The organism is Pseudomonas sp. NFX15, from assembly GCF_049132105.1.
In the GTDB taxonomy this organism is placed as follows: domain Bacteria; phylum Pseudomonadota; class Gammaproteobacteria; order Pseudomonadales; family Pseudomonadaceae; genus Aquipseudomonas.
This window is the reverse complement of the sequence record NZ_JAFMPV010000004.1, coordinates 306,377-328,290: the sequence shown is the minus strand read 5'-3', so window position 1 is coordinate 328,290 and position 21,914 is coordinate 306,377. Positions and strand designations below refer to the sequence as shown.

Annotated in this window: 18 protein-coding genes; 11 read left to right on the top strand and 7 right to left on the bottom strand. The window is 59.9% G+C overall.

Annotation, left to right across the window (positions count from 1 at the left end; translation table 11 throughout):
• Window positions 1–115 precede the first annotated feature (115 nt).
• From dadA to J1D76_RS06845, 6 genes are all read left to right on the top strand, one after another.
• Window positions 116–1,420 carry a D-amino acid dehydrogenase gene (dadA, locus tag J1D76_RS06870; protein ID WP_421137625.1) on the top strand — a complete coding sequence of 435 codons (1,305 nt, stop codon included), beginning with the start codon at window positions 116–118 and terminating at the stop codon, window positions 1,418–1,420.
• Window positions 1,392–1,745, top strand: coding sequence for a RidA family protein (locus J1D76_RS06865; RefSeq protein ID WP_421137624.1), 354 nt, complete (start codon window positions 1,392–1,394; stop codon window positions 1,743–1,745). Before dadA ends, J1D76_RS06865 begins: the two co-directional genes overlap by 29 nt.
• A gap of 95 nt (window positions 1,746–1,840) precedes the next feature.
• The gene (gene alr / locus J1D76_RS06860; RefSeq protein ID WP_421137623.1) at window positions 1,841–2,914 is read left to right on the top strand and encodes an alanine racemase; all 1,074 of its coding nucleotides are present in this window, start codon (window positions 1,841–1,843) and stop codon (window positions 2,912–2,914) included.
• 127 nt (window positions 2,915–3,041) lie between these two features.
• On the top strand, window positions 3,042–3,590 hold the full coding sequence (locus J1D76_RS06855; protein ID WP_007975150.1) for a cupin domain-containing protein: 549 nt from the start codon (window positions 3,042–3,044) through the stop codon (window positions 3,588–3,590).
• 183 nt (window positions 3,591–3,773) lie between these two features.
• On the top strand, window positions 3,774–4,193 hold the full coding sequence (locus J1D76_RS06850) for a c-type cytochrome (protein WP_421137645.1): 420 nt from the start codon (window positions 3,774–3,776) through the stop codon (window positions 4,191–4,193).
• A gap of 270 nt (window positions 4,194–4,463) precedes the next feature.
• Complete coding sequence (locus tag J1D76_RS06845; protein ID WP_421137622.1) at window positions 4,464–6,389, top strand: acetyl-CoA hydrolase/transferase C-terminal domain-containing protein; 1,926 nt, start codon at window positions 4,464–4,466, stop codon at window positions 6,387–6,389.
• A 106-nt stretch (window positions 6,390–6,495) separates the two neighbouring features.
• On the opposite strand, the gene J1D76_RS06840 is transcribed toward J1D76_RS06845, so the two are convergent.
• Entirely contained in the window at window positions 6,496–7,068 is a 573-nt protein-coding gene (locus J1D76_RS06840; protein WP_008086064.1) for a xanthine phosphoribosyltransferase, read from the bottom strand.
• Window positions 7,069–7,125: 57 nt separating this feature from the next.
• Window positions 7,126–9,135, bottom strand: a complete 2,010-nt coding sequence (gene rep / locus J1D76_RS06835) for a DNA helicase Rep (protein ID WP_421137621.1) — start codon at window positions 9,133–9,135, stop codon at window positions 7,126–7,128.
• 264 nt (window positions 9,136–9,399) lie between these two features.
• Between rep and J1D76_RS06830 the strand changes: the two genes are divergently transcribed.
• Window positions 9,400–11,073: a putative bifunctional diguanylate cyclase/phosphodiesterase gene (locus J1D76_RS06830; RefSeq protein ID WP_421137620.1), complete on the top strand. Its 1,674-nt coding sequence runs from the start codon at window positions 9,400–9,402 to the stop codon at window positions 11,071–11,073.
• Window positions 11,074–11,182: 109 nt separating this feature from the next.
• Here the strand turns inward: J1D76_RS06830 and J1D76_RS06825 are convergent, their stop codons facing one another.
• A complete protein-coding gene (locus J1D76_RS06825; protein ID WP_421137619.1) occupies window positions 11,183–12,580 on the bottom strand; it encodes a NorM family multidrug efflux MATE transporter in 1,398 nt (465 codons plus the stop codon).
• Window positions 12,581–12,738: 158 nt separating this feature from the next.
• On the opposite strand from J1D76_RS06825, the gene J1D76_RS06820 reads away from it, so the two are divergent.
• Window positions 12,739–13,659: a LysR substrate-binding domain-containing protein gene (locus J1D76_RS06820; RefSeq protein WP_421137618.1), complete on the top strand. Its 921-nt coding sequence runs from the start codon at window positions 12,739–12,741 to the stop codon at window positions 13,657–13,659.
• Between the two features lie 188 nt (window positions 13,660–13,847).
• Window positions 13,848–15,824, top strand: coding sequence for a methyl-accepting chemotaxis protein (locus tag J1D76_RS06815; RefSeq protein WP_421137617.1), 1,977 nt, complete (start codon window positions 13,848–13,850; stop codon window positions 15,822–15,824).
• Between the two features lie 132 nt (window positions 15,825–15,956).
• On the opposite strand, the gene J1D76_RS06810 is transcribed toward J1D76_RS06815, so the two are convergent.
• From J1D76_RS06810 to J1D76_RS06795, 4 genes are all read right to left on the bottom strand, one after another.
• Window positions 15,957–17,450 carry a YifB family Mg chelatase-like AAA ATPase gene (locus J1D76_RS06810; protein WP_421137616.1) on the bottom strand — a complete coding sequence of 498 codons (1,494 nt, stop codon included), beginning with the start codon at window positions 17,448–17,450 and terminating at the stop codon, window positions 15,957–15,959.
• Window positions 17,451–17,737: 287 nt separating this feature from the next.
• Window positions 17,738–18,550, bottom strand: coding sequence for a hypothetical protein (locus J1D76_RS06805; protein ID WP_421137615.1), 813 nt, complete (start codon window positions 18,548–18,550; stop codon window positions 17,738–17,740).
• 98 nt (window positions 18,551–18,648) lie between these two features.
• The gene (locus J1D76_RS06800) at window positions 18,649–19,095 is read right to left on the bottom strand and encodes a hypothetical protein (RefSeq protein WP_421137614.1); all 447 of its coding nucleotides are present in this window, start codon (window positions 19,093–19,095) and stop codon (window positions 18,649–18,651) included.
• 318 nt (window positions 19,096–19,413) lie between these two features.
• Complete coding sequence (locus J1D76_RS06795; RefSeq protein WP_421137613.1) at window positions 19,414–19,674, bottom strand: accessory factor UbiK family protein; 261 nt, start codon at window positions 19,672–19,674, stop codon at window positions 19,414–19,416.
• A gap of 409 nt (window positions 19,675–20,083) precedes the next feature.
• Here J1D76_RS06795 and glnK point away from each other — a divergent pair, with 409 nt between their 5' ends.
• Both glnK and J1D76_RS06785 read left to right on the top strand, forming a co-directional pair.
• Window positions 20,084–20,422 carry a P-II family nitrogen regulator gene (glnK, locus tag J1D76_RS06790; RefSeq protein WP_002555808.1) on the top strand — a complete coding sequence of 113 codons (339 nt, stop codon included), beginning with the start codon at window positions 20,084–20,086 and terminating at the stop codon, window positions 20,420–20,422.
• A gap of 35 nt (window positions 20,423–20,457) precedes the next feature.
• Window positions 20,458–21,795, top strand: coding sequence for an ammonium transporter (locus J1D76_RS06785; RefSeq protein WP_421137612.1), 1,338 nt, complete (start codon window positions 20,458–20,460; stop codon window positions 21,793–21,795).
• Window positions 21,796–21,914 lie beyond the last annotated feature (119 nt).

Below are 21,914 nucleotides of genomic sequence, written 5' to 3'. Positions count from 1 at the left end.
CGCCAAATATAGGCGCTTATATAGTGAAAAGCACTGGCAAATCTTTTTTACACTGCGCGCATCTGAAGCTCTGAATAACAAACGTCAGCGGTACGCCGCGATGAGGGATATGAAAATGCGCGTCATGGTCTTGGGTAGCGGCGTTATCGGTACCACCAGTGCTTACTATCTGGCCCGTGCCGGGTTCGAAGTGGTGGTCGTGGACCGTCAGCCAGCTGCTGCCATGGAGACCAGTTTCGCTAACGCAGGCCAGGTCTCGCCGGGTTATGCCTCGCCGTGGGCCGCGCCGGGCGTGCCGCTCAAGGCCATCAAGTGGCTGCTGGAGCGTCACGCGCCATTGGCGATCAAGGCCACTGCCGACATCGACCAGTACTTGTGGATGGCACAGATGCTGCGCAACTGCACCGCCAGCCGTTACGCGGTGAACAAGGAACGCATGGTGCGCCTGTCCGAGTACAGCCGTGACTGCCTCGACGAACTGCGTGCCGAAACCGGCATCGCCTATGAAGGCCGAAGCCTGGGTACCACCCAATTGTTCCGCACCCAGGCTCAACTGGACGGCGCCGCGAAAGACATCGCCGTGCTCAAAGAGTCCGGCGTGCCGTTCGAACTGCTCGACCGCGACGGCATCGCCCGCGTCGAACCGGCCCTGGCCAATGTCACCGACATTCTCGCCGGTGCCCTGCGCCTGCCGAACGATCAGACGGGCGACTGCCAGATGTTCACCACCAAGCTCGCCGAAATGGCCAAGAACCTCGGTGTGCAATTCCGTTTCGGCCAGGACATTCAGCGCCTCGACTTCGCCGGTGATCGCATTAACGGCGTGTGGATCGATGGCAAGCTGGAAACTGCCGACCGCTACGTGCTGGCCCTCGGCAGCTACTCGCCGCAACTGCTCAAGCCGCTGGGGATCAAGGCCCCGGTGTACCCGCTCAAGGGCTACTCGCTGACCGTGCCGATTACCAACCCGGCGATGGCCCCGACGTCGACCATTCTCGACGAGACCTACAAGGTCGCGATCACCCGGTTCGACAACCGCATCCGCGTCGGCGGCATGGCGGAGATTGCCGGTTTTGACCTGTCGCTGAACCCGCGTCGGCGGGAAACCCTGGAGATGATCGTCAACGATCTTTATCCTCAGGGCGGCGATCTGGCCCAGGCCAGTTTCTGGACCGGCCTGCGTCCGACCACCCCGGATGGCACGCCGATCGTTGGTGCCACGCCGTTCAAGAACCTGTTCCTGAACACCGGTCACGGCACCCTCGGCTGGACCATGGCGTGCGGCTCGGGTCGCTTGCTGGCTGACCTGATGGCGAAGAAAAAGCCGCAGATCAGCGCCGAAGGCCTCGATATTTCCCGTTATGGCAACAAAACCCAGGAGTCTGAAAAACATGTCAGTCCAGCGCCAGCTCACCAATGAGCGCATGAGTCAGATCGTCACCTATAACGGCACGGTGTACCTGGCCGGGCAAGTGGGCGACGACTTCAACGCCGGTATTGAACAACAGACCCGCGACGTGCTCGCCAATATCGAGCGTTTGCTCGATCAGGCCGGGACTGGCAAACAGCACCTGCTGTCGGCGACGATTTACCTGAACGACATCGAGGCGCACTTTGCCGGCATGAATTCGGTGTGGGACCAGTGGCTGCCAAAAGGCACCGCCCCAGCCCGTGCCACCGTCGAAGCGAAGATGGCCAAGCCGAGCATCCTGGTCGAGATCTCCATCGTCGCCGCGTTGCCGTAAGTTTTAACGATCCCTCTTCCGGAGCTGTTGGCGGTTTACGCCGCCAGCCTGCGCCGGTTTTTTCTTCCCGATAACCCGCCCAGAAGTCTGCCGCCATGCGTCCTGCCCGTGCCCTGATCGACCTTCAAGCCCTGCGCAACAACTACCGTATCGCTCGTGAACTCACGGGTGCCCGTGCCCTGGCGGTGATCAAGGCCGATGCCTACGGGCATGGCGCGGTGCGTTGCGCCCAGGCGCTGGAAGCCGAGGCGGACGGGTTTGCCGTGGCGTGCATCGAAGAAGCCTTGGAACTGCGGGCCGCAGGCATTCGTGCGCCGGTATTGCTGCTGGAGGGCTTTTTCGAAGCCGATGAGCTGGCGTTGATCGTCGAGCATGATTTCTGGTGCGTGGTGCATTCGCTGTGGCAACTCGAAGCCATCGAGAAAGCCGCGTTGAACAAGCCGATCACCGTATGGCTCAAGCTTGATTCGGGCATGCACCGCGTGGGCTTGCACCCGGCGGATTATCAGGCGGCCTATCAACGCCTGCAGGCCAGCGGCAAGGTCGCGAAAGTGGTGTTGATGAGCCACTTCGCCCGCGCCGATGAACTGCATGAGCAGGCCAGCAACGACCAGGTGGCGGTGTTTGAAGCTGCACGCAAAGGCTTATCCGCCGAAGTCAGTTTGCGCAACTCGCCGGCGGTGCTTGGCTGGCCGCAGATTCACAGCGATTGGGTACGCCCGGGCATCATGCTCTACGGCGCCACGCCGTTCGAAGAGGCCAACGAAGTGGCCTCGCGCCTGCAACCGGTGATGACCCTGGAATCGAAAGTGATCTGCGTGCGTGAACTGCCGGCCGGTGAGCCCGTGGGTTACGGCGCCAAATTCACCACCCCCAAGCCGATGCGTATCGGCGTGGTGGCCATGGGGTACGCCGACGGCTACCCGCGTCTGGCACCGACCGGCACGCCGGTGCTGGTGGCCGGGCAGCGCAGCCAGTTGATTGGCCGGGTGTCGATGGACATGCTCTGCATCGACCTGACCGATGTGCCGCAGGCCGGTCTCGGTTCGACTGTCGAGTTGTGGGGCAAAAACATCTTCGCCAGTGACGTGGCGATCGCCGCTGGCACAATTCCTTACCAGATTTTCTGCAACCTGCGCCGAGTGCCGCTGCTCTATTCCGGGGCTTGATGCACAAGGGGCCGGACCGGAAGTCGCCTCGCTGAACAGGATTCAGGTCAAAGTGTTGTAAATACTGAACGCTGTCGCCATGATAACGTTCACTATTCCAATAATTTGAATCCTGGAGGCGCAAGCTTTGGACGTCGGTGAACGACTGCAATCCATCCGTAGGCTCAAAGGCCTTTCCCAGCGTGAGCTCGCCAAGCGTGCGGGCGTCACCAACAGCACCATTTCGATGATCGAGAAAAACAGCGTCAGCCCCTCGATCAGTTCGCTGCGCAAGGTGCTGGGTGGGATTCCCATGTCCATGGTCGAGTTCTTTTCCGAAGAAATCCTGCAGGAAAAACCGACCCAGATCGTCTACAAGGCCAACGAGCTGATCGACATCTCCGATGGCGCCGTGACCATGAAGCTGGTTGGCCGGGCGCACCCGAGCCGGGCCATCGCGTTCCTCAATGAAATCTACCCGCCAGGCGCCGACACCGGTGACGAGATGCTCACCCATGAGGGCGAGGAAACCGGCATTTTGGTCGAAGGCAAACTGGAGCTGGTGGTCGGTTTGGAAACTTTTGTCCTCGAAGCTGGCGATAGCTACTACTTTGAAAGTACCAAGCCCCATCGTTTCCGGAATCCGTTCGATGCACCTGCGCGACTAATCAGCGCAGCCACCCCGGCGAATTTCTAAGACAAGAGGCGTCCTGCCAGCCTTTGCAGAGGCGTCCAGGCTGTTTTTCCGCCGCGGCCTAAGACCCCTTTGACTTTGGGGTTGTTTCAGAGCGACGGGCTTATCGCTATACTTGCGCCCGCCTGCGAACCGTGGCCGTAGGCGTGACTAGCCACCATTGAGGGTGAACGCGTGAACCTAATTATGAAAATGCTGGCTGCACCAGCAACCGTATTGGCCCTGTGGGCTGTGAGTGTGAGCGCACAAGCTGCGACCAACGACGATATCGCCAAGCGCCTTGAGCCAGTCGGCCAGGTTTGTGTTCAGGGCAAAGAATGCAAGGGCATGGAAGTGGCTGCTACCGCCGGTGGCGGTGGTGGAGCGAAAACCCCGGATGAAGTGATTGCAAAACATTGCAACGCTTGCCACGGTTCAGGCCTGCTGGGTTCGCCAAAAATCGGCGACGCCGCCGACTGGGGCAAACGTGCCAAAGAGCAAGGCGGGATTGACGGCCTGCTGGCCAAAGCCATCAGCGGCATCAACTCCATGCCGCCAAAAGGCACCTGCGCCGACTGCTCGGATGACGAGCTGAAAGGCGCGATCCACAAGATGTCCGGCCTGTAACCCGGCCCGAATCTCAACAAAAAGCCGCTTTCGAGCGGCTTTTTTGTGTCCCGCGATTTCTGCCCTTGTAGGAGCTGGCTTGCCCGCGAAAGCGCCGGGTCAGGCGACATTTGCATTGACTGGAAGGACGCCTTCGCTGGCAAGCCAGCTCCTACAATGTTCGGCGTGCGGGCGATCATCAGGATTTCATGTATCGGCGGCTGTTCATTGCAGCAAAGACCCGGCAAGCTCGGTCCAAGCCCAAGTCATGGAATATGAGGGGAGAGTCCGATGGTTCAGCTGTGCTCGATCGAACAGGCAGTCGATGAGGTTCTGACAAGGTTGCCGGCGCATATCCACATGGGGCTGCCCCTGGGCCTGGGCAAGCCCAACCCATTGGTCAATGCGCTCTATCGGCGTGTTGCGCAGCTGCCCGAGCGGCGGCTGACGATCTACACCGCACTGTGCCTGGGCCGCCCGCCATTGGGTGATGGCTTGCAAAAGCGCTTCCTCGAGCCTTTCATCGAGCGCGTGTTCGGCGATTATCCCGAACTGGAGTTCCTCGCCGATCTGCGCCGCGACACGCTGCCATCGAACATCCACATTCAGCAGTTCTTCATGCAGCCCGGCAGCCTGCTCAACAGTGCCACGGCGCAGCAGGATTACGTCAGCAGCAACTACAGCCACGCCGCCCGGGACATCAACGCTGCCGGGTTGAACCTGGTGGCACAAATGATCGCTAGCCATGCCGAACACCCCGATCGCCTGAGCCTGAGCTGCAATCCGGACATCACCCTCGATTTGCTGCCCATGATCGCCCAGCGCCGCGCTGCCGGGGAAACCATCCTGATGGTCGGCCAGGTGCACAACGACCTGCCGTACATGCCCGGCGATGCGGAACTGAACATCGACACCTTCGACCTGCTGATCGATGAGAAGGACAGCACCACGCTGTTTTCCACGCCGAACATGCCCGTGGGCTTCCAGGACCACTTCATCGGCCTGCACGCCAGCACCCTGGTGCGCGATGGCGGCACATTGCAGATCGGCATTGGTTCTATGGGCGATGCACTGACGGCGGCGCTGCTGGCGCGGCAAGCCGACAGTGAGGCCTACAAGGCGTTGCTGAGCGAGGTGAACCTCAGCCAGTGGGCGCCACTGATCGAGCGCGAAGGCGGTGTCGAACCGTTCGCCCGAGGCCTTTACGGTTGCAGCGAAATGTTCGTCAACGGGTTGTTGGTTCTGGCGGACGCCGGGATCGTGCGGCGCAAGGTCTATCCGGACGTGGCCACCCAACTGCAGGCCAACGCCGGCACCCTCGACGAAGCCGCGCAAATCGACGGCATCTCGGTGCACGGCGGTTTCTTCCTCGGGCCGCGCAGCTTTTACGAGCGCCTGCGTGAATTGCCCCAAAGCAAGCGCCTCGAATTCAACATGACCCGCATCAGCTACATCAACGAGTTGTACGGCCAGGAAGAACTCAAGCGTTTGCAGCGCCTGGACGCGCGCTTCATCAACACCGCGTTTACCGTGACCCTGCTCGGTGCTGCGGTGGCGGATCAGCTGGAGGACGGACGCGTGCTCAGCGGCGTCGGCGGGCAATATAACTTCGTGGCTCAGGGCCATGCGCTGCAAGGCGCGCGTTCAATCTTGCTGCTGCGTAGCTGGCGGGAGTCGGGTGGCGTTGTCAGCTCAAACATCGTCTGGGAGTACGGCCACTGTACGATCCCCCGGCACCTGCGCGACATCGTGGTCACCGAATATGGCATCGCCGACTTGCGCGGTAAAACCGATGCGGCGGTGATCGAGGCGTTGCTCAATATCAGCGACTCGCGCTTCCAGCAGGGGCTCATCGAACAGGCGCAGAAGATCGGCAAGTTACCCGCGGATTTCTGTCTTGATCCGCGTTTTGCCGACAACAGTGCGCAGCGCTTGCAGGGAATAGAGGCGCGGCATCCGAACCTGTTTCCGGAGTACCCGCTGGGGTGTGATTTCACGGCGGTGGAGCGGGATGTGTTGCGGGCGCTGAACTGGCTCAAGAGCAAGTTCAAGCTGAGCGAAGTGCTGGAGTTGGGCAAGGCCGCGCTGGATGCGCCGCAGGCGGCGGCGTTTCCGGAACATCTGGAACGCATGCAGTTGGCCAACCCGCAGGGGCTGAAAGAGGACTTGTATCAGCGTTTGCTGCTCACCGGCCTCAAGGCGACCGAGACCTTGTAGGAGCTGGCTTGCCAGCGAGGGCGGCGCGACACACAACATCGATGTTGGATGTCAGGGCCTCTTCGCTGGCAAGCCAGCTCCCACAGGGGGATTGCGGTGTGGCGGGTTATTCGATGAAGGTGACGACGCCATCTTTCAGCGATTTGACGCGCGCCAGCGACTCAACGCGATAACCCTGCGAATCGAGTTCCGCACGGCCGCCCTGGAACGACTTCTCGATCACGATGCCCAGACCGGCAACGGTCGCGCCGGCCTGCTTGATGATCGAGATCAGCGCCTGGGACGCCTTACCATTGGCCAGGAAGTCGTCGATGATCAGCACGCGATCGCTGCTGGTCAGGTGGCGCGGGGAAATGGCGACGGTGCTTTCGGTCTTTTTGGTGAACGAGTAAACGGTCGCCGACAGCAGGTTTTCAGTCAGGGTCAGGGACTGTTGCTTGCGGGCGAAGATCACCGGCACGCCGAGGTTCAGACCGGTCATGATTGCCGGGGCGATGCCCGAGGCTTCGATGGTGACGATCTTGGTGATGCCCGAGTCCTTGAACAGCGCGGCGAATTCGTCGCCGATCAGCTTCATCAGGGCCGGGTCGATCTGGTGGTTCAAAAAGGCGTCGACCTTCAGGACCTGGTCGGAAAGCACAATGCCTTGTTCGCGGATTTTCTGGTGCAGGGCTTCCATGAAGCTGTCCTCTGTTGGCGCCTTGTGCGCCCTAAGGTTTTAAAAAAGTGGTCAATTCTAGCGCTTTAACATCGCGCGTATATCCGCCAGTGCGTTGTTTCCGCGTACGGCTTTGACTTCGGTCGGTGTGTCGTCGTTGCCTTCCCACGCCAGATCGTCCGGCGGCAGCTCATCGAGGAAGCGGCTCGGCGCGCAATCGATGATCTCGCCGTACTGCTTGCGCTTGGCGGCGAAGGTGAAGGCCAGGGTCTGGCGCGCGCGGGTAATGCCCACATAGGCAAGGCGACGTTCTTCTTCGATGGTGTCGGCTTCGATGCTGGAGCGGTGCGGGAGGATTTCCTCTTCCATGCCCATGATGAACACGTAGGGGAATTCCAGGCCCTTGGACGCATGCAAGGTCATCATCTGTACCCCTTCGGCACCGTCTTCCTCTTCCTGCTGACGCTCGAGCATGTCGCGCAGGACCAGTTTGCCGATGGCGTCCTCGACGGTCATCTCGCCTTCTTCGTCTTTCTCCAGGGTGTTTTTCAGCGCCTCGATCAGGAACCACACGTTACCCATGCGGTAGTCGGCGGCCTTGTCGCTGGAGCTGTTGGTGCGCAGCCAGTTCTCGTAGTCGATGTCCATGACCATGCTACGCAGGGCGGAAATCGGGTCTTCGCCGGCGCACTGCTCGCGTACCCGGTCCATGAAGCGCTTGAAGCGCGACAGGCGATCGGTGAAGCGCGAATCCAGATGCTCGCCCAGGCCAATTTCATCGGTGGCGGCGTACATCGAGATCTTGCGCTCGGTCGCATAGTTGCCGAGCTTTTCCAGGGTGGTCGAGCCGATCTCGCGGCGCGGCACGTTGATCACCCGCAGGAAGGCGTTGTCGTCGTCCGGGTTCACGATCAGGCGGAAGTAGGCCATCAGGTCTTTCACTTCCTGGCGCCCGAAGAAACTGTTGCCGCCGGACAGGCGATATGGCACCTGGTGATGCTGCAACTTCAGCTCGATCAGCTTGGCCTGGTAGTTACCGCGATAGAGAATCGCGAAATCACTGTACGGGCGGTCGGTGCGCAAGTGCAGGCTGAGGATCTCCATGGCCACGCGCTCGGCCTCGGCGTCCTCGTTGCGGCAGCGGATCACACGGATCTCGTCGCCGTGGCCCATCTCACTCCACAGCTGCTTTTCGAATTCGTGGGGGTTGTTCGAGATCAGTACGTTGGCGCAGCGCAGGATGCGGCTGGTGGAGCGGTAGTTCTGCTCCAGCATTACCACTTTCAAGGACGGATAGTCGTCCTTGAGCAGCATCAGGTTTTCCGGACGCGCCCCACGCCAGGCGTAGATCGACTGGTCGTCGTCGCCGACCACGGTGAACTGGTTGCGTTTGCCGATGAGCATTTTCACCAGCAGGTACTGGCTGGCGTTGGTGTCCTGATATTCGTCGACGAGAAGGTAGCGAACTTTGTTCTGCCACTTTTCGAGGATGTCGGCGTGTTCTTCGAACAGCTTCACCGGCAGCAGGATCAGGTCGTCGAAGTCCACCGCGTTGAACGCCTTGAGCGTGCGCTGGTAGTGGGTGTAGACGATGGCGGCGGTCTGCTCCTTGGGGTTGCGCGCGTTTTCCAGGGCCTGGGCCGGCAGGATCAGGTCGTTTTTCCAGGCGCCGATCATGTTCTTGATCTCGTCGACGCCGTCCTCGCCCGAGTATTCCTTCTGCATGATGTCGGTCATCAAGGCCTTGACGTCGGTCTCGTCAAAGATCGAGAAGCCCGGTTTGTAGCCCAGCCGCACGTGCTCCTTGCGGATGATGTTCAGGCCCAGGTTGTGGAAGGTGCAGACCGTCAGCCCGCGACCTTCACCGGCACGCAGCAGGGTGCCGACCCGTTCCTTCATCTCGCGCGCGGCCTTGTTGGTAAAGGTCATGGCGACGATGTACTGGGCGCGAATGCCGCAGTTCTGGATCAGGTGCGCGATTTTGCGCGTGATCACGCTGGTCTTGCCGGAGCCAGCACCGGCGAGCACCAATAGAGGGCCGCCGACGTAGTTCACGGCTTCTTGCTGCCGGGGATTGAGTCGGGACATACGTAAATTCAGGAGTCAGTCACGAAATGGGCCGGCATTTTAACAGGCTCAGCGAATTGTGCTGCTTTGTCCGACTTGTGACGTACAACGCGATCTGTAATTGCCGGTTTTGCTACTTTCACGCAGGATGCGCTACGAATTTGCAGCTAATGTTCGTAATTGCGGATACAAAGGGCTCGTTTTGATAACTGATGTCATTGCCATTGGTTTTCGGCACGGCATAATGCCCGTCGCCTACATCTTTGCAGAGTCTAGGGAGCTAGCTTGTCTACGCCTGTCGAACCCTTGCGTTTGCTGCTACTGGCCGAAGAGCCAGCGTGGGCAGCGTTGTTGCGCGAGTGTCTGGCTCCTATGGGGAGCTCGGCCGTGCTCATCAGTGCACCGAGTTGGGAGTCGGTCAGCAGCCTGTTCGATGACAACCGCAGCGCGGTGTTATTGACCATCCCGTCACTTCAACCGGCGCCGGGCCGTTGCAGCCTGCCGACGGTGTTGCTGCTCGACCATGAGCCGCTGACCCCGCCCGATGGCGTCAGTGACTGGCTGGTGCGCGATCACCTCGACCCCGGCATGTTGCGTCGCTGCCTGCGCCATGTACGTGAGCGCGGTGTGCTGGAAACCACCCTGCAACGCCTGGCCGAGCAAGACCCGCTGACCGGTATCGCCAATCGCCAGGGTTTCCAGACCCTGCTGACGGCGCGACTGGCGGAAAATGACGGGCGTGGTCTGGCCCTCGGTCACCTCGACCTCGACAATTTCCGCTACGCCAACGACGCCCTCGGCCATCAGGCCGGCGACCGACTGATCCTGCAAGTGGTGGCGAGGCTCAAGAGCCAGCTCGAAGTCGGCGATCAACTGGCACGCCTGGGCAGCGACGAATTCGCCCTGCTGATCGACACCCGCCGCGCACCCCAGCGTGCCGAGTGGATGGCCGAACGCATCAGCGAAGCGCTGGCCGAGCCTTACTGGGTCGACGGCGAAAGCCTGCTAATCGGTTCCAGCCTGGGCATCGCCCATGCCCGCGCCCAGGCCGGTGCCGACCCGCTGATGTGGCACGCGCACATCGCCATGCAACAGGCCAAAAGCACCCAAGGTTGCACCTTTCACATTTTCAACGAACGCATCAATCGCAATGCCCGCAGCATCGCCGACCTCGAAACCGAGTTGCGCCGTGCCTTGCGGCGCGATGAGCTGGAATTGCATTACCAGCCACGCCTGAACCTTGAAGACGGGCAGATCGTCGGCCTCGAAGCCCTGGTGCGCTGGCGCCATGCCGAGCGCGGCTTGTTGCCGCCGAGCGAGTTCGTGCCGCTGGCCGAGCAAAGCGGCTTGATCGTGCCGTTGGGCTACTGGGTGATTTCCCGGGCCCTGCGCGACATGCAGGCATTGTTGGAACTCGGTGTGCCGCCGCTGCACATGGCAATCAACCTGTCGTTCCGGCAGTTCCAGGACAGCCAGTTGCTGTCGACCCTCAGCCGGCTGATTGCCGAACGCGGTGTCGAGGCGCAGTGGCTGGAGTTCGAGCTGACCGAAACCGCCGTGATGCGCCGCAGCGATCTGGTCAAGCAGACCATGGACGCCCTCGGCCGCCTCGGTGTGCGCTTCTCCCTCGACGATTTCGGCACCGGCTTCTCGTCGTTCGTGCACCTCAACAGCCTGCCGATCACCTTGCTGAAAATCGACAAGAGCTTTGTCGGCGGCATGGAGCAGCGCGAGGAAAACCGCAAACTGGTGCACGCGATGATCAACCTGGCGCACAACCTCAACTTGGAGGTGGTGGCCGAAGGCGTCGAGACGCCGGAGCAACTGGACCTGCTGCGCGGGTTCGACTGCGATCAGGTGCAGGGCTATCTGATCAGCAAGCCATTGCCGTTGGCCGAGCTGGTGCAATACCTGACGTTTGGTTCCGGTGAGCAACCGATGTTGGAAGGGGTGGTGTAATCATCACCCCGACTTGTAGGAGCTGGCTTGCCAGCGAAAGCGGTGGGTCAGGCAAGCACATTGGCGGCTGACACGACGCCTGCGCTGGCAAGCCAGCTCCTACAGGGACTCAATCCGGCTGGGCGATGGTGAAACCGTTCGGTTGCGATGATTCTCGCCGAATCATCCGCTTCATCTTCCACTCGAACCCCAGCGTCAGGCTCACCGCCGCACAGGCCAGGCCCAGTGCCAGCCCCCACCAGACGCCCGTTGGCCCCCAGTTCAGGTGGAACGCCATCCACCATGCCGCCGGCGCACCAATCAGCCAATAGCAGCCCAAACCCACCAGGAACGTGGTCTTGGCGTCCTTGAGACCACGGATGCAGCCCATGGCGATGGTTTGCGTGCCGTCGAACAGCTCGAACCACGCCGCCACCGCCAACAGGCTCACAGCCAGCTGGATGACATCCCGAAACGCCGGGTCGTTCGGGTCAAGAAACAGCCCCACCAACTGGTTCGGCAGCAGCCAGAAGACCATGGCAAAACCCAGCATCGCCACTGCCCCGAAGGCTATGCCGACCCGCCCGGCCAGCCGCGCATCCGGCAGTTGCCCGGCGCCGTAGTGCTGGCCGATGCGCATGGTGATCGCATAGGAAATCCCCGCCGGAACCATGAACGCCACCGAGACGATTTGCAGGGCAATCTGGTGTGCGCCCAGTTGCGTGCTGCCCATGGTGCCCATGCACAGCGCAGCGAACGCAAACAGCCCGACTTCCACCGCGTAGGTGCCACCAATCGGCAGGCCCAGGCGCCACAGCTCCTTGAGGTACTGGCGGTTGAGCTGCGACAAGCCTTGGCTCAGTGGGTAGGCGTCGTACGCCGGGTGCCGCCGAATGTGCCAAGCCAGCGCCAGCGCCATCAGGTTGGCGACAATCGCCGTGACCAACCCGATGCCCATCAACCCCAGCTTCGGCAGGCCGAACATGCCGGTGATCAACGCGTAGTTGAGCAGAAAGTTGGCGACCGTACCGCCCAGGCTGATGACCATCACCGGCGTCGCCCGGCCAATCGCACTGGTGAACCCACGCAAGGCCATGAAGCTCAGGTAACCGGGCAGGGCGAAGGGCAGGAAGATCAGGAATTGTCCGGCCGAATGCACGTTGGTTTCCGTCTGGCCAAACAGCAGCAATACCGGTTTGAGGTTCCACAGCAGCAAACCGGCCACCAGTGCCATCAGCCACGCCAGCCACAACCCGGCCTGGGTCAACCGGGTGGCACCGACAATGTCGCCGGCGCCCTGACGGATCGCCACCAGGGTGCCGACCGCAGCAATCACGCCGATGCAGAAAATCGACACGAACGAATAGCTCGCCGCGCCCAGCCCGCCACCGGCCAGTGCTTCGGGACTCAGGCGCGCCATCATCAGGGTGTCGGTGAGGACCATCAGCATATGCGCCAACTGCGAGGCAATCAGCGGCCCCGCCAGCCGCAGGATGGCCCAGAGTTCAGTACGTGCTGGATGCTGCATGATCATCACGCTCGATGGGCAAAGGGATCAGGAGAGCAGCGATTCTCGGCGCTCTGCGCGGTTTGCACAAAGGGATAAAAAGGATGGGTGGCATGATTAAAACTCATGCTTGGTCGTTTCTGCTAGGGTTGGCGGATTCCGCCGTAGGAGCTTTCCTGATGTCACGTCGTCTTCCACCCTTGTATGCCCTTCGCGCATTCGAAGCAGCGGCGCGGCACAGCTCGTTTACCCGCGCCGCCGAAGAACTGTCGATTACCCAAAGCGCGGTCAGCCGCCATATTCGTACGCTCGAAGAGCATTTTGCTTGCCGCTTGTTTCACCGCAGCGGTCGTAACTTGCAACTGACCGAATCGGCCCGGTTGCTGTTGCCGGGTATTCGCGAAGGTTTCACGGCCCTGGAACGCGCCTGCAATACCTTGCGCGCTGAAGACGACATCCTGCGCATGAAAGCCCCGTCGACCCTGACCATGCGCTGGTTGCTGGCCCGGCTCAGTCGCTTCCGGCACTTGCAGCCGGGCAACGAAGTGCAGTTGACCAGTGCGTGGATGGACGTTGATTCGGTGGATTTCAACGACGAGCCCTTCGACTGTGCGGTGCTGTTGAGCGACGGGCATTTCCCACCGGACTGGGAGGCGAGTTACCTGTTCCCCGAGGAATTGATCCCGGTCGGCGCGGCCAATTTGCTCAATGATCAGCCTTGGGATGCCGAGCGTCTGTCACACACGGAATTGTTGCACCCTACGCCAGACCGCCGTGACTGGCGCAACTGGCTGGAACGCATGGGCCTGGCCGAGCAGGTGTCGCTGAAGGGCGGCCAGGTGTTCGACACCTTGGAGCTGGGCATGATCGCTGCCGCACGCGGTTATGGCGTGTCGATGGGTGATCTGCTGATGGTGGCGGAAGATGTCGCCCAGGGTCGCTTGAGTTTGCCGTGGCCGACGGCGGTGGCCAGCGGCTTGTGTTACTACCTCGTCTGGCCAAAAACCCGGCCCGGAGGCGAGCGCATGCGCCGGCTCAGCGACTTCCTGCAAGGCGAAGTGCGCTCCATGGAACTGCCGGCCGTCGAGCACCTGAGCTGAAACGATGAAGCCGTCGCGATGGCGGCATCCTGCGATCTCCCGGTGAATCACTCAAGTATTCAGGTTTGCCGCCGAATATTGGCAAATGGAACCTCCGTACAGGTTCGCCGTTATTGCCCCATTACCGGAAAATTTTGCTGAGTGTGCGTCGCGATCAGGACGATCCGGTCACTCGGCCAGGAGTTGTCATGCCTCAACCTCGCGCTCGCATCGCCTCTCAGCTGGGGCTAGCCCTCGCCGTGATCCTGGCAATCGTCATCAGCGGCAGCACCGTGTTCGCCCTGCGTTCGCTGGATTCGGCCAACCTCGCCACCCGGGAAGAGCACCTGGCCAGCGAGGCCCGTTTGCTGGCCGATCAATTGAGCACCTTCCACGGCACCTTGCGTGAAAGCACCCAGCGCTTGAGCGGGCTGTTCGAAAAGCGTTTCAGCGCCGGCCTGAGCGTGCACCCGGACGAACCGGTCACGGTGGCCGGCGTGCAGACCCCGGGTTTGCATCTGGGCAGCGAAGTGCTGAACAACAACTTCAAGGAGGTCGACGAGTTCAAGCAAATGACCGCCGGTGTCGCCACGCTGTTTGTGCGCAGTGGCGAGGACTTCATCCGGGTCAGCACTTCGCTGACCAAACAGGACGGTAACCGGGCCATTGGCACTTTGCTCGATCATGCACACCCGGCTTACGAGAAGTTGATGGCGGGGCAGGGCTACGTCGGTCGTGCCTTGTTGTTCGATCGCTCCTACATGACCCAGTACACCCCGGTTCGGGATAGCAGTGGCAAGGTCATTGCGGTGCTGTTCGTAGGATTTGATTACACCGATGCGCAGACTGCGCAATTCGCCAACCTCAAGCGCTTCCGTATCGGCCAGACCGGTTCCCTGGCGTTGCTCGACGAACAGAATAAATGGCTGGTGCCCATTGCCGGTGTCGAGGTACCGGATCAGGCCGTCCCGACCATCGCCAATCTGGCGAAAACCCCGGGCAAGGGGGAGTTCTGGAGTGACAAGTCCGAAGACTTCTACAGCCTGGCCGTCCCGTTCGACGGTGGCCCGTGGTCGGTGGTGGCGAGCATGCCCAAACGCGAAATCCGCGCCGTGACCTGGAGCGTCGGCTTGCAGTTGGCCATCGGCAGTTTGCTGGCCATGTTGCTGGCGGTCGGCGCTGCGGTCTGGTTGTTGCGCAGCAAACTGGCGCCGCTGGGGGATCTGGTGCGTCAGGCCGAGGCCTTGGGTGCTGGTGATTTGAGCGTGCGCCTGAGCGTGTCGAGCAACGACGAGATTGGCCAGCTGGCCCGCGCGTTCAACCAGATGAGCCAGGCCTTGTCGACGATGGTCGAGCACATCCGCAACGCGTCGGCAGAGGTCAACAGCCGCGCCCAGGCATTGTCGGGGCTGTCCGGCGGTGCCTACGAAGGGATGGAGCAGCAGTCCGGCGAAATCACCAGCATGGCGGGCGCCGTGGAAGAATTCAGCGCCACGTCCCTGAACATCGCCGACAACATGGGCAACACCCAGCGCCTGGCGCAGGAGAACGCCCAGCAAACCCGAATCGGTCGCACCTCGATGGACGAAGCGTCCTCGTCGCTGGAGCAAATTGCCGGGGCCTTGAACAGTACGGCGACGGTGATCAACACCTTGGGCCAACGCTCCCAGGAAATCGGCGGGATCGTCGGCGTCATCACCTCGATTGCTGAGCAGACCAACCTGCTGGCCCTCAATGCAGCGATCGAAGCGGCTCGTGCCGGCGAGCAGGGCCGTGGCTTTGCGGTGGTGGCCGACGAGGTACGCAACCTGGCCTCGCGCACCCGCGAGGCCACGAATGAAATCTCCGGAATGATCCAGAGCATCCAGCAGGAAACCGGCAACGCCATCAGCACCATGGAGCAGGGCAACGTGCTGATGCAGGAAGGCCTGTCGCGCAACGCCAATGTGGCGTCGGCGCTGGCGCGGATTGACGAGCAAAGTCGTTCGGCGGGTCAGCAGTTCGCGGCGATTACCACGGCGACGCAGGAGCAGAGCAGCACCGCAACATTGCTCAGCAGCAATTTGCAAAGTATTGCCATGGCGAACAGTGAGCAACGGGAGGTGGTGTCGAACCTGGCAGTGACGGCCAAGGAGCTGGAAAGCCTGGCGGCGGGTTTGCGTTCCGAGGTTGACCGGTTTCGTTGAGGGGCGGCTGAAATCGCCTTCGCGGGCAAGCCACGCTCCCACGGGATATGTGTCGATCCGCAAATCGTGTGAACGACGCAGAACCTGTGGGAGCGTGGCTTGCCCGCGAAGGGTGCGACTCGGTTTGAGCTGTTATTGAGTCGCTGGCCGATACTGCAACGCCTCGGCCAGATGCTCACGGCTAATTTCGTGAGCCTGTTCGAGATCTGCGAGCGTGCGCGCCACCTTGAGCAAACGGTGCGCCGAGCGCAGCGACAAGGTCAGCCGTTCACACGCCGATTCCAGCCAGTTTTCATCGACTGTGGATAACTTGCAGTGCCGGCGCAGTCCCGGTAAGTCGAGAAAGGCGTTGGCGCAACCCTGACGTTTTTGTTGACGCTCACGAGCTTCGGCGACAAGCGCCGCCGCGCTGGCACTGTCGTCACCCGGTTGCACCGCCGGGTTTAACGCCGTGGCTTCCCGGGCGACCGTCAGGTGCAGGTCGATGCGGTCCAGCAATGGCCCCGACAACTTGTTGCGATAACGCTGCACCATGTCCGGGGTACACGAGCATTTGCCGCTCGGCTCGCCAAGATATCCACAGGGACACGGATTCATCGCCGCCACCAACTGGAAACGCGCCGGGAAGCGCACACGGTCCTTCGCCCGGGAAATCACGATGTAACCGGACTCCAGCGGCTCCCTCAGCACCTCCAATACCTTGCGGTCGAACTCCGGCAGCTCATCAAGAAACAGCACGCCATGATGGGCGAGAGTGATTTCGCCGGGTTGCGGTTTTGAGCTGCCGCCCACCAACGCCGGACCAGAGGCAGAGTGATGCGGCTGTCGAAACGGTCGTTGCGGCCAATGGGTCAGCGGCACGCAACTGGCGACCGACTGGATCGCCGCCACCTCCAGCGCTTCGCTCTCGGTCAGCGGTGGCAGCAGCCCTGGCAAGCGACTCGCCAGCAGAGTCTTGCCGGTACCTGGGGGGCCACTAAACAGCAGGTTGTGCGCCCCGGCCGCCGCAATCAGCAGTGCTCGTTTCGCGGCTTTCTGACCCTGTACTTCATTCAAGTCGGGGTAGGGCTTGCTGGCGTGCATCAATCCGTCGGAGACATAAGGTTCGACCGGCGTGTGCCCATTGAAATGCGCCACCGCTTGCAGCAGATGATCCACCGCGATCACCTTCAACCCCGACGCCAGGCACGCTTCCTCGGCATTCGCCCTCGGCACCAGCAGCGAGCGCCCGGCCTTGCGCGCTGCCAGCGCCGCCGGCAAGACACCCCTGACGGCGCGCACCTCACCGGACAACGCCAATTCCCCCAGGCACTCCACATCGTCCAGCGTCAACGTCGGCACTTGCACGCTGGCCGAAAGTATCCCCAAGGCAATCGCCAGATCGAACCGCCCCCCATCCTTGGGTAAATCGGCAGGCGCCAGATTCAATGTGATCCGTCGTGCCGGAAATTGCAGCCCCGAATTGATGATCGCGCTGCGCACGCGGTCCTTGCTTTCCTTCACTGCGGTTTCGGGCAGGCCAACCATCGTCAGCGACGGCAGGCCGTTGGCCAGGTGGACTTCAACCGTAACGGCTGGCGCCTCCACGCCGACCTGGGCGCGGCTGTGGACGATGGAAAGGGACATGGTCGCTCCTTGAGCTAAAACGGGGGCCGCTTCCTGCGGGTTTTTGAAGGGTAGACGGCAGCGCTGTTCCCGCAGTGCATGGCAGAGAAGGAATTTTCGCAAGATGTTGCGCGGTCCACGGACAGCGCATTGATTTTTTGGCGAGGGGAAAGCGCTCTCTCGCCACAAACATTCAATCGTTCATTTCTTTGAAGAGACACTGATGTGCGATGCGCTTGTGTGAGTGGAAAGTGGTCGGTTATTGCAATCCTGCGTGTGGTGAAATATAGGTGGCCAACTTTGTGGCTTCAGGATCTCTCGCTCGGCTGAGGCTGCTTAGAGGGAAGGCGTTCGTTGTCTGGTAAGTTGCTATCATGATTTAGAATTTTTAATATAAAGCTTTCTATGTCGATCTTGTTTTTGCCTTCTGCGACATGCGTCAAGTAGTTAAAGTCTAAAGCTATCAATTCATTAAGTCTGGATTCGTAGTCGCTTGGGTACTCTGCTTGTTGTATTTGAGGTAAGTCTTTGTAATGGTCAAGGACGCTTTGGAAGAACTTGGTCAGTTTTCCTGTGGTGTTGTATTCATGCTCTGCTTGGGCAACAACTTTTTGCCTCCATGCAAATTCTTGTTTGTCTGACTCTTCCAGTGCTGCCCGTCTTTCATTGACGGTAAACGTGCCGCTGTCATCGTATGTGATTAAGGCCAATTGGTCCATCGACATTCCAGAAAATGGATTGCTGGCCAGTCCTCTTGTATATGAAGTGGCTTTTTCGGCGCGTGCTAATAATGTGGGGTCGTTTGTGTCAGGAACTTCGGTGTCGTGCGTCAATTTGTTTGCAGTATAGTATGGGCTGGTGAGTTCATTGACTGTTTTTCTAGCCAGCGACTCCAGTTCCACTCGGGTCAGACGTGCATCTCGGGCTTGTGCACGTAATGAGGCTTCGCTTAATTGATTCGCCATCGTGGAAACTGTAGTGCTAGCCTCTCTGCCAACCGGGGCTTGGGAGGTTCTCTGGCTGATGCCCGTATTTCCCCCAAGAATGGTTGTCGTTGGTTTTGATCCTGTCAGGACTGGACCGCTTTCAATTACAGGGTTGCTTGTTGAATTGATCGTCATTGCTACACCTTTTGTTTTTATAAGTTAGATGGAATCTGCAAAAAGAATTTATCTGTTGGCAATAGGTTGGTAAGGTCTTTTAAGTTTTGCGGCGTTATTTACCTCATCGTGATTTCTACCGACCAAGCATGGGTGGACGGGTTTGTTCTGGTTACTCTTATAGTGCAGGTAGCACTACCGCTGGGAGTGGCTTTATTGTTCCATTTTGGAATTTTGCTTCCATCTGGGCCTGGGGTATACACAAAAGTAGATAGATATATGCAGCTTTTTGTTCCGATTTTATATCGTAAATTAGCATGATTGTAGTCAAGGGATGTTGGGCTTTGTATGGTGTAAGTATCCGAGCTATTTGCATTTACGGTGGTTTCTGGAATGGGGTTTGCGTTTGTTTTTGTAATAAGTTCATTGCTGGTTTCGGGTGTATACGTAGCGGTCTGATTTCCAATGTTCTTGAAGGTAACTGTCACGGGTGGTCCGGCAAAAGCTGCGTTTGTCTGAAGTACCGTCAATGCAAAAGCAGAAATTAAAAACGAGTATGGTTTCATAGGTGTTGCTCCTTGTGGTGTTATGTAAATTCCATTGGGTATATCAATAACTATTATTCAATCCGGGCTAGAATTTTTCCGCGCGGATGCAGCGCTCGAGTTCAAATGAATTATTTGAGAAGTGAGCTTAGAAAGGGTGGATTTGCGGCGCAATCAGACGGCGGATGAGAGCTTCGTAGGATGTTGCCGGGACTCTTGCGGGCTTGAAGACCGCAGTCCCGGCATTTCCTACAGATAAATCTGACGGTCGTTACGAGTTAATCGCGAACAGGGTTCGCTAACACGGCGCAATGGGGTTAACCATTGGCGGGCGGGGCGTTATTCGGCAGGCGGATTGAGCTTCGCTTCCATCTCCGCGACCTTCGTTTCAAGTGCTTCCAGCCGCGCCCGCGTGCGCGCCAACACCACCATCTGGCTGTCGAACTCTTCCCGGCTCACCAGATCCAGCTTGCTGAAGCCGCTTTGCAGCAACATTTTGAACTGGCTTTCGATTTCGGCCTTCGGCAGCGGGGTGTCACCGCTGAAGAGGCGCGAGGCGGTGCCGGTCAGGGCGTCGAGGAAGTCTTTTGGCGCGAGCATGGGCAATGTCCTGGAAACAATGGTCGGCAGTGTATCACGCGGTGTCTATCGTCATTTGCGCGGGCAAGGACCGCACGCTTTTCGCGCATGCAGACGGACGGCATCGCACCGTTATTGTGCGTAACGCGCGGAGTGCCGTCGCGATGGGGGGGGGCATCGCCTGTCAAACGCTTGAAAACAGTCAGTTTTGTGAAGATGGCAAGCTTTCTGCTTAGACCCTCATGACCCATGCACTGATGCAGTCGTTGTGACGAATGCAGTGCGCCAAGCGGAGCAGGGGAGTGTTTCGTGAGGGGCGTCGGACGGGCAGGTCAGGGCCGACGATGCGTTACAAAGCCAGGCACTGCGCTTAGACTTGAGACGGGTTTGTTTTCCTGGGGCAAGTCCACCAATTCGGGAGAGAGTTTTCATGAAGCTAGTCACTGCCATCATCAAGCCGTTCAAGTTGGACGACGTACGCGAGTCGCTGTCCGAGATCGGCGTGCAGGGCATTACCGTAACTGAAGTCAAAGGCTTTGGCCGGCAGAAGGGTCACACCGAGCTGTACCGCGGCGCGGAGTATGTGGTCGATTTCCTGCCTAAGGTGAAGATCGATGTCGCCATCGACGACAAGGATCTGGACCGGGTAATCGAGGCCATCACCAAGGCTGCCAACACCGGCAAGATCGGTGACGGCAAGATCTTCGTGGTCAATCTGGAACAGGCGATTCGCATCCGTACCGGCGAAACCGATACCGACGCGATCTAAGCCGCCACAAACCCAACGCCCCAGGAGAAAACAATATGACTCTGCGTAAATTCGCAGGGCTAGGAGCCCTGTTGTCCATCGTAATGCCCGGCCTGGCTTTGGCGGCAGACCCGGTGGCGCCTCCAGTCCTCAATTCCGGCGATACCGCCTGGATGCTGACCTCCACAGCGCTCGTGCTGTTCATGACCATTCCAGGTCTTGCGCTGTTCTACGGCGGCATGGTGCGGTCCAAAAACATTCTTTCCGTGATGATGCAGTGCTTTGCCATTACTGGTCTGGTCACCATCCTGTGGTTCATTTATGGCTACAGCATGGCGTTTGACACGACGGGTATGGAAGCCGGCATCGTCAACTACAACTCCTTTGTCGGCAGCTTCGCCAAGGCCTTCCTCGCCGGCGTTACGCCGAGCAGCATTACCGGGCCTGCGGCGCTGTTCCCTGAGGCGGTCTTTGTCACCTATCAGATGACCTTTGCGATCATCACCCCGGCGCTGATCGTTGGTGCGTTCGCCGAGCGGATGAAGTTCTCCGCGATGCTGGTCTTCATGGGCCTGTGGTTCACCGTGGTGTATGCGCCCATCGCGCACATGGTCTGGAGTGGTCCGGGTTCGCTGTTGGGCGACTGGGGCGTGCTGGACTTCGCCGGTGGCACCGTGGTGCACATCAACGCCGGTATCGCCGGCCTTGTAGCGTGCCTGGTACTGGGCAAGCGTAAAGGCTTCCCGACCACCCCGATGGCACCGCACAACCTCGGTTACACGCTGATGGGCGCGGCCATGTTGTGGGTTGGCTGGTTCGGCTTCAACGCCGGTTCCGCCGCAGCGGCCAACGGCACTGCCGGCATGGCGATGCTGGTGACCCAGATCGCAACCGCCGCTGCTGCACTGGGCTGGATGTTTGCCGAGTGGGTCACCCACGGCAAACCTAGCGCACTGGGTATCGCCTCGGGTGTGGTCGCCGGCCTGGTGGCAATTACTCCGGCTGCCGGCACTGTCGGCCCGATGGGTTCGCTGATCATTGGCCTGGCCGCAGGCGTGGTGTGCTTCTTCTGCGCCACGACCCTGAAACGCAAACTCGGCTATGACGACTCCCTGGACGCCTTCGGTGTACACGGTATCGGCGGTATCCTCGGCGCGATCCTGACCGGTGTATTCGCTGCACCGTCCCTGGGTGGCTTCGGCACCGTGACCGACATCGCCGCACAAGTGTGGATCCAGTGCAAAGGCGTAGGCTTCACGGTGATCTACACCGCGATCGCCACCTTCGTCATCCTCAAGATCGTGGACGCTGTCATGGGCCTGCGAGTCAACGAAGAAGAAGAGGCTGTCGGCATCGATCTGGCACTTCACAACGAACGCGGCTACAACGTGTAAGCACGCGCATAAAAAATTTGCCCGGCTTGCCGGGCATTTTTTTGTCTGCGATTTGTCATTGAAGTGTTAGCTGAAAGGTTTTTTCCTACAGGTTTTGCGATGTTAATCCAGGCTGTATT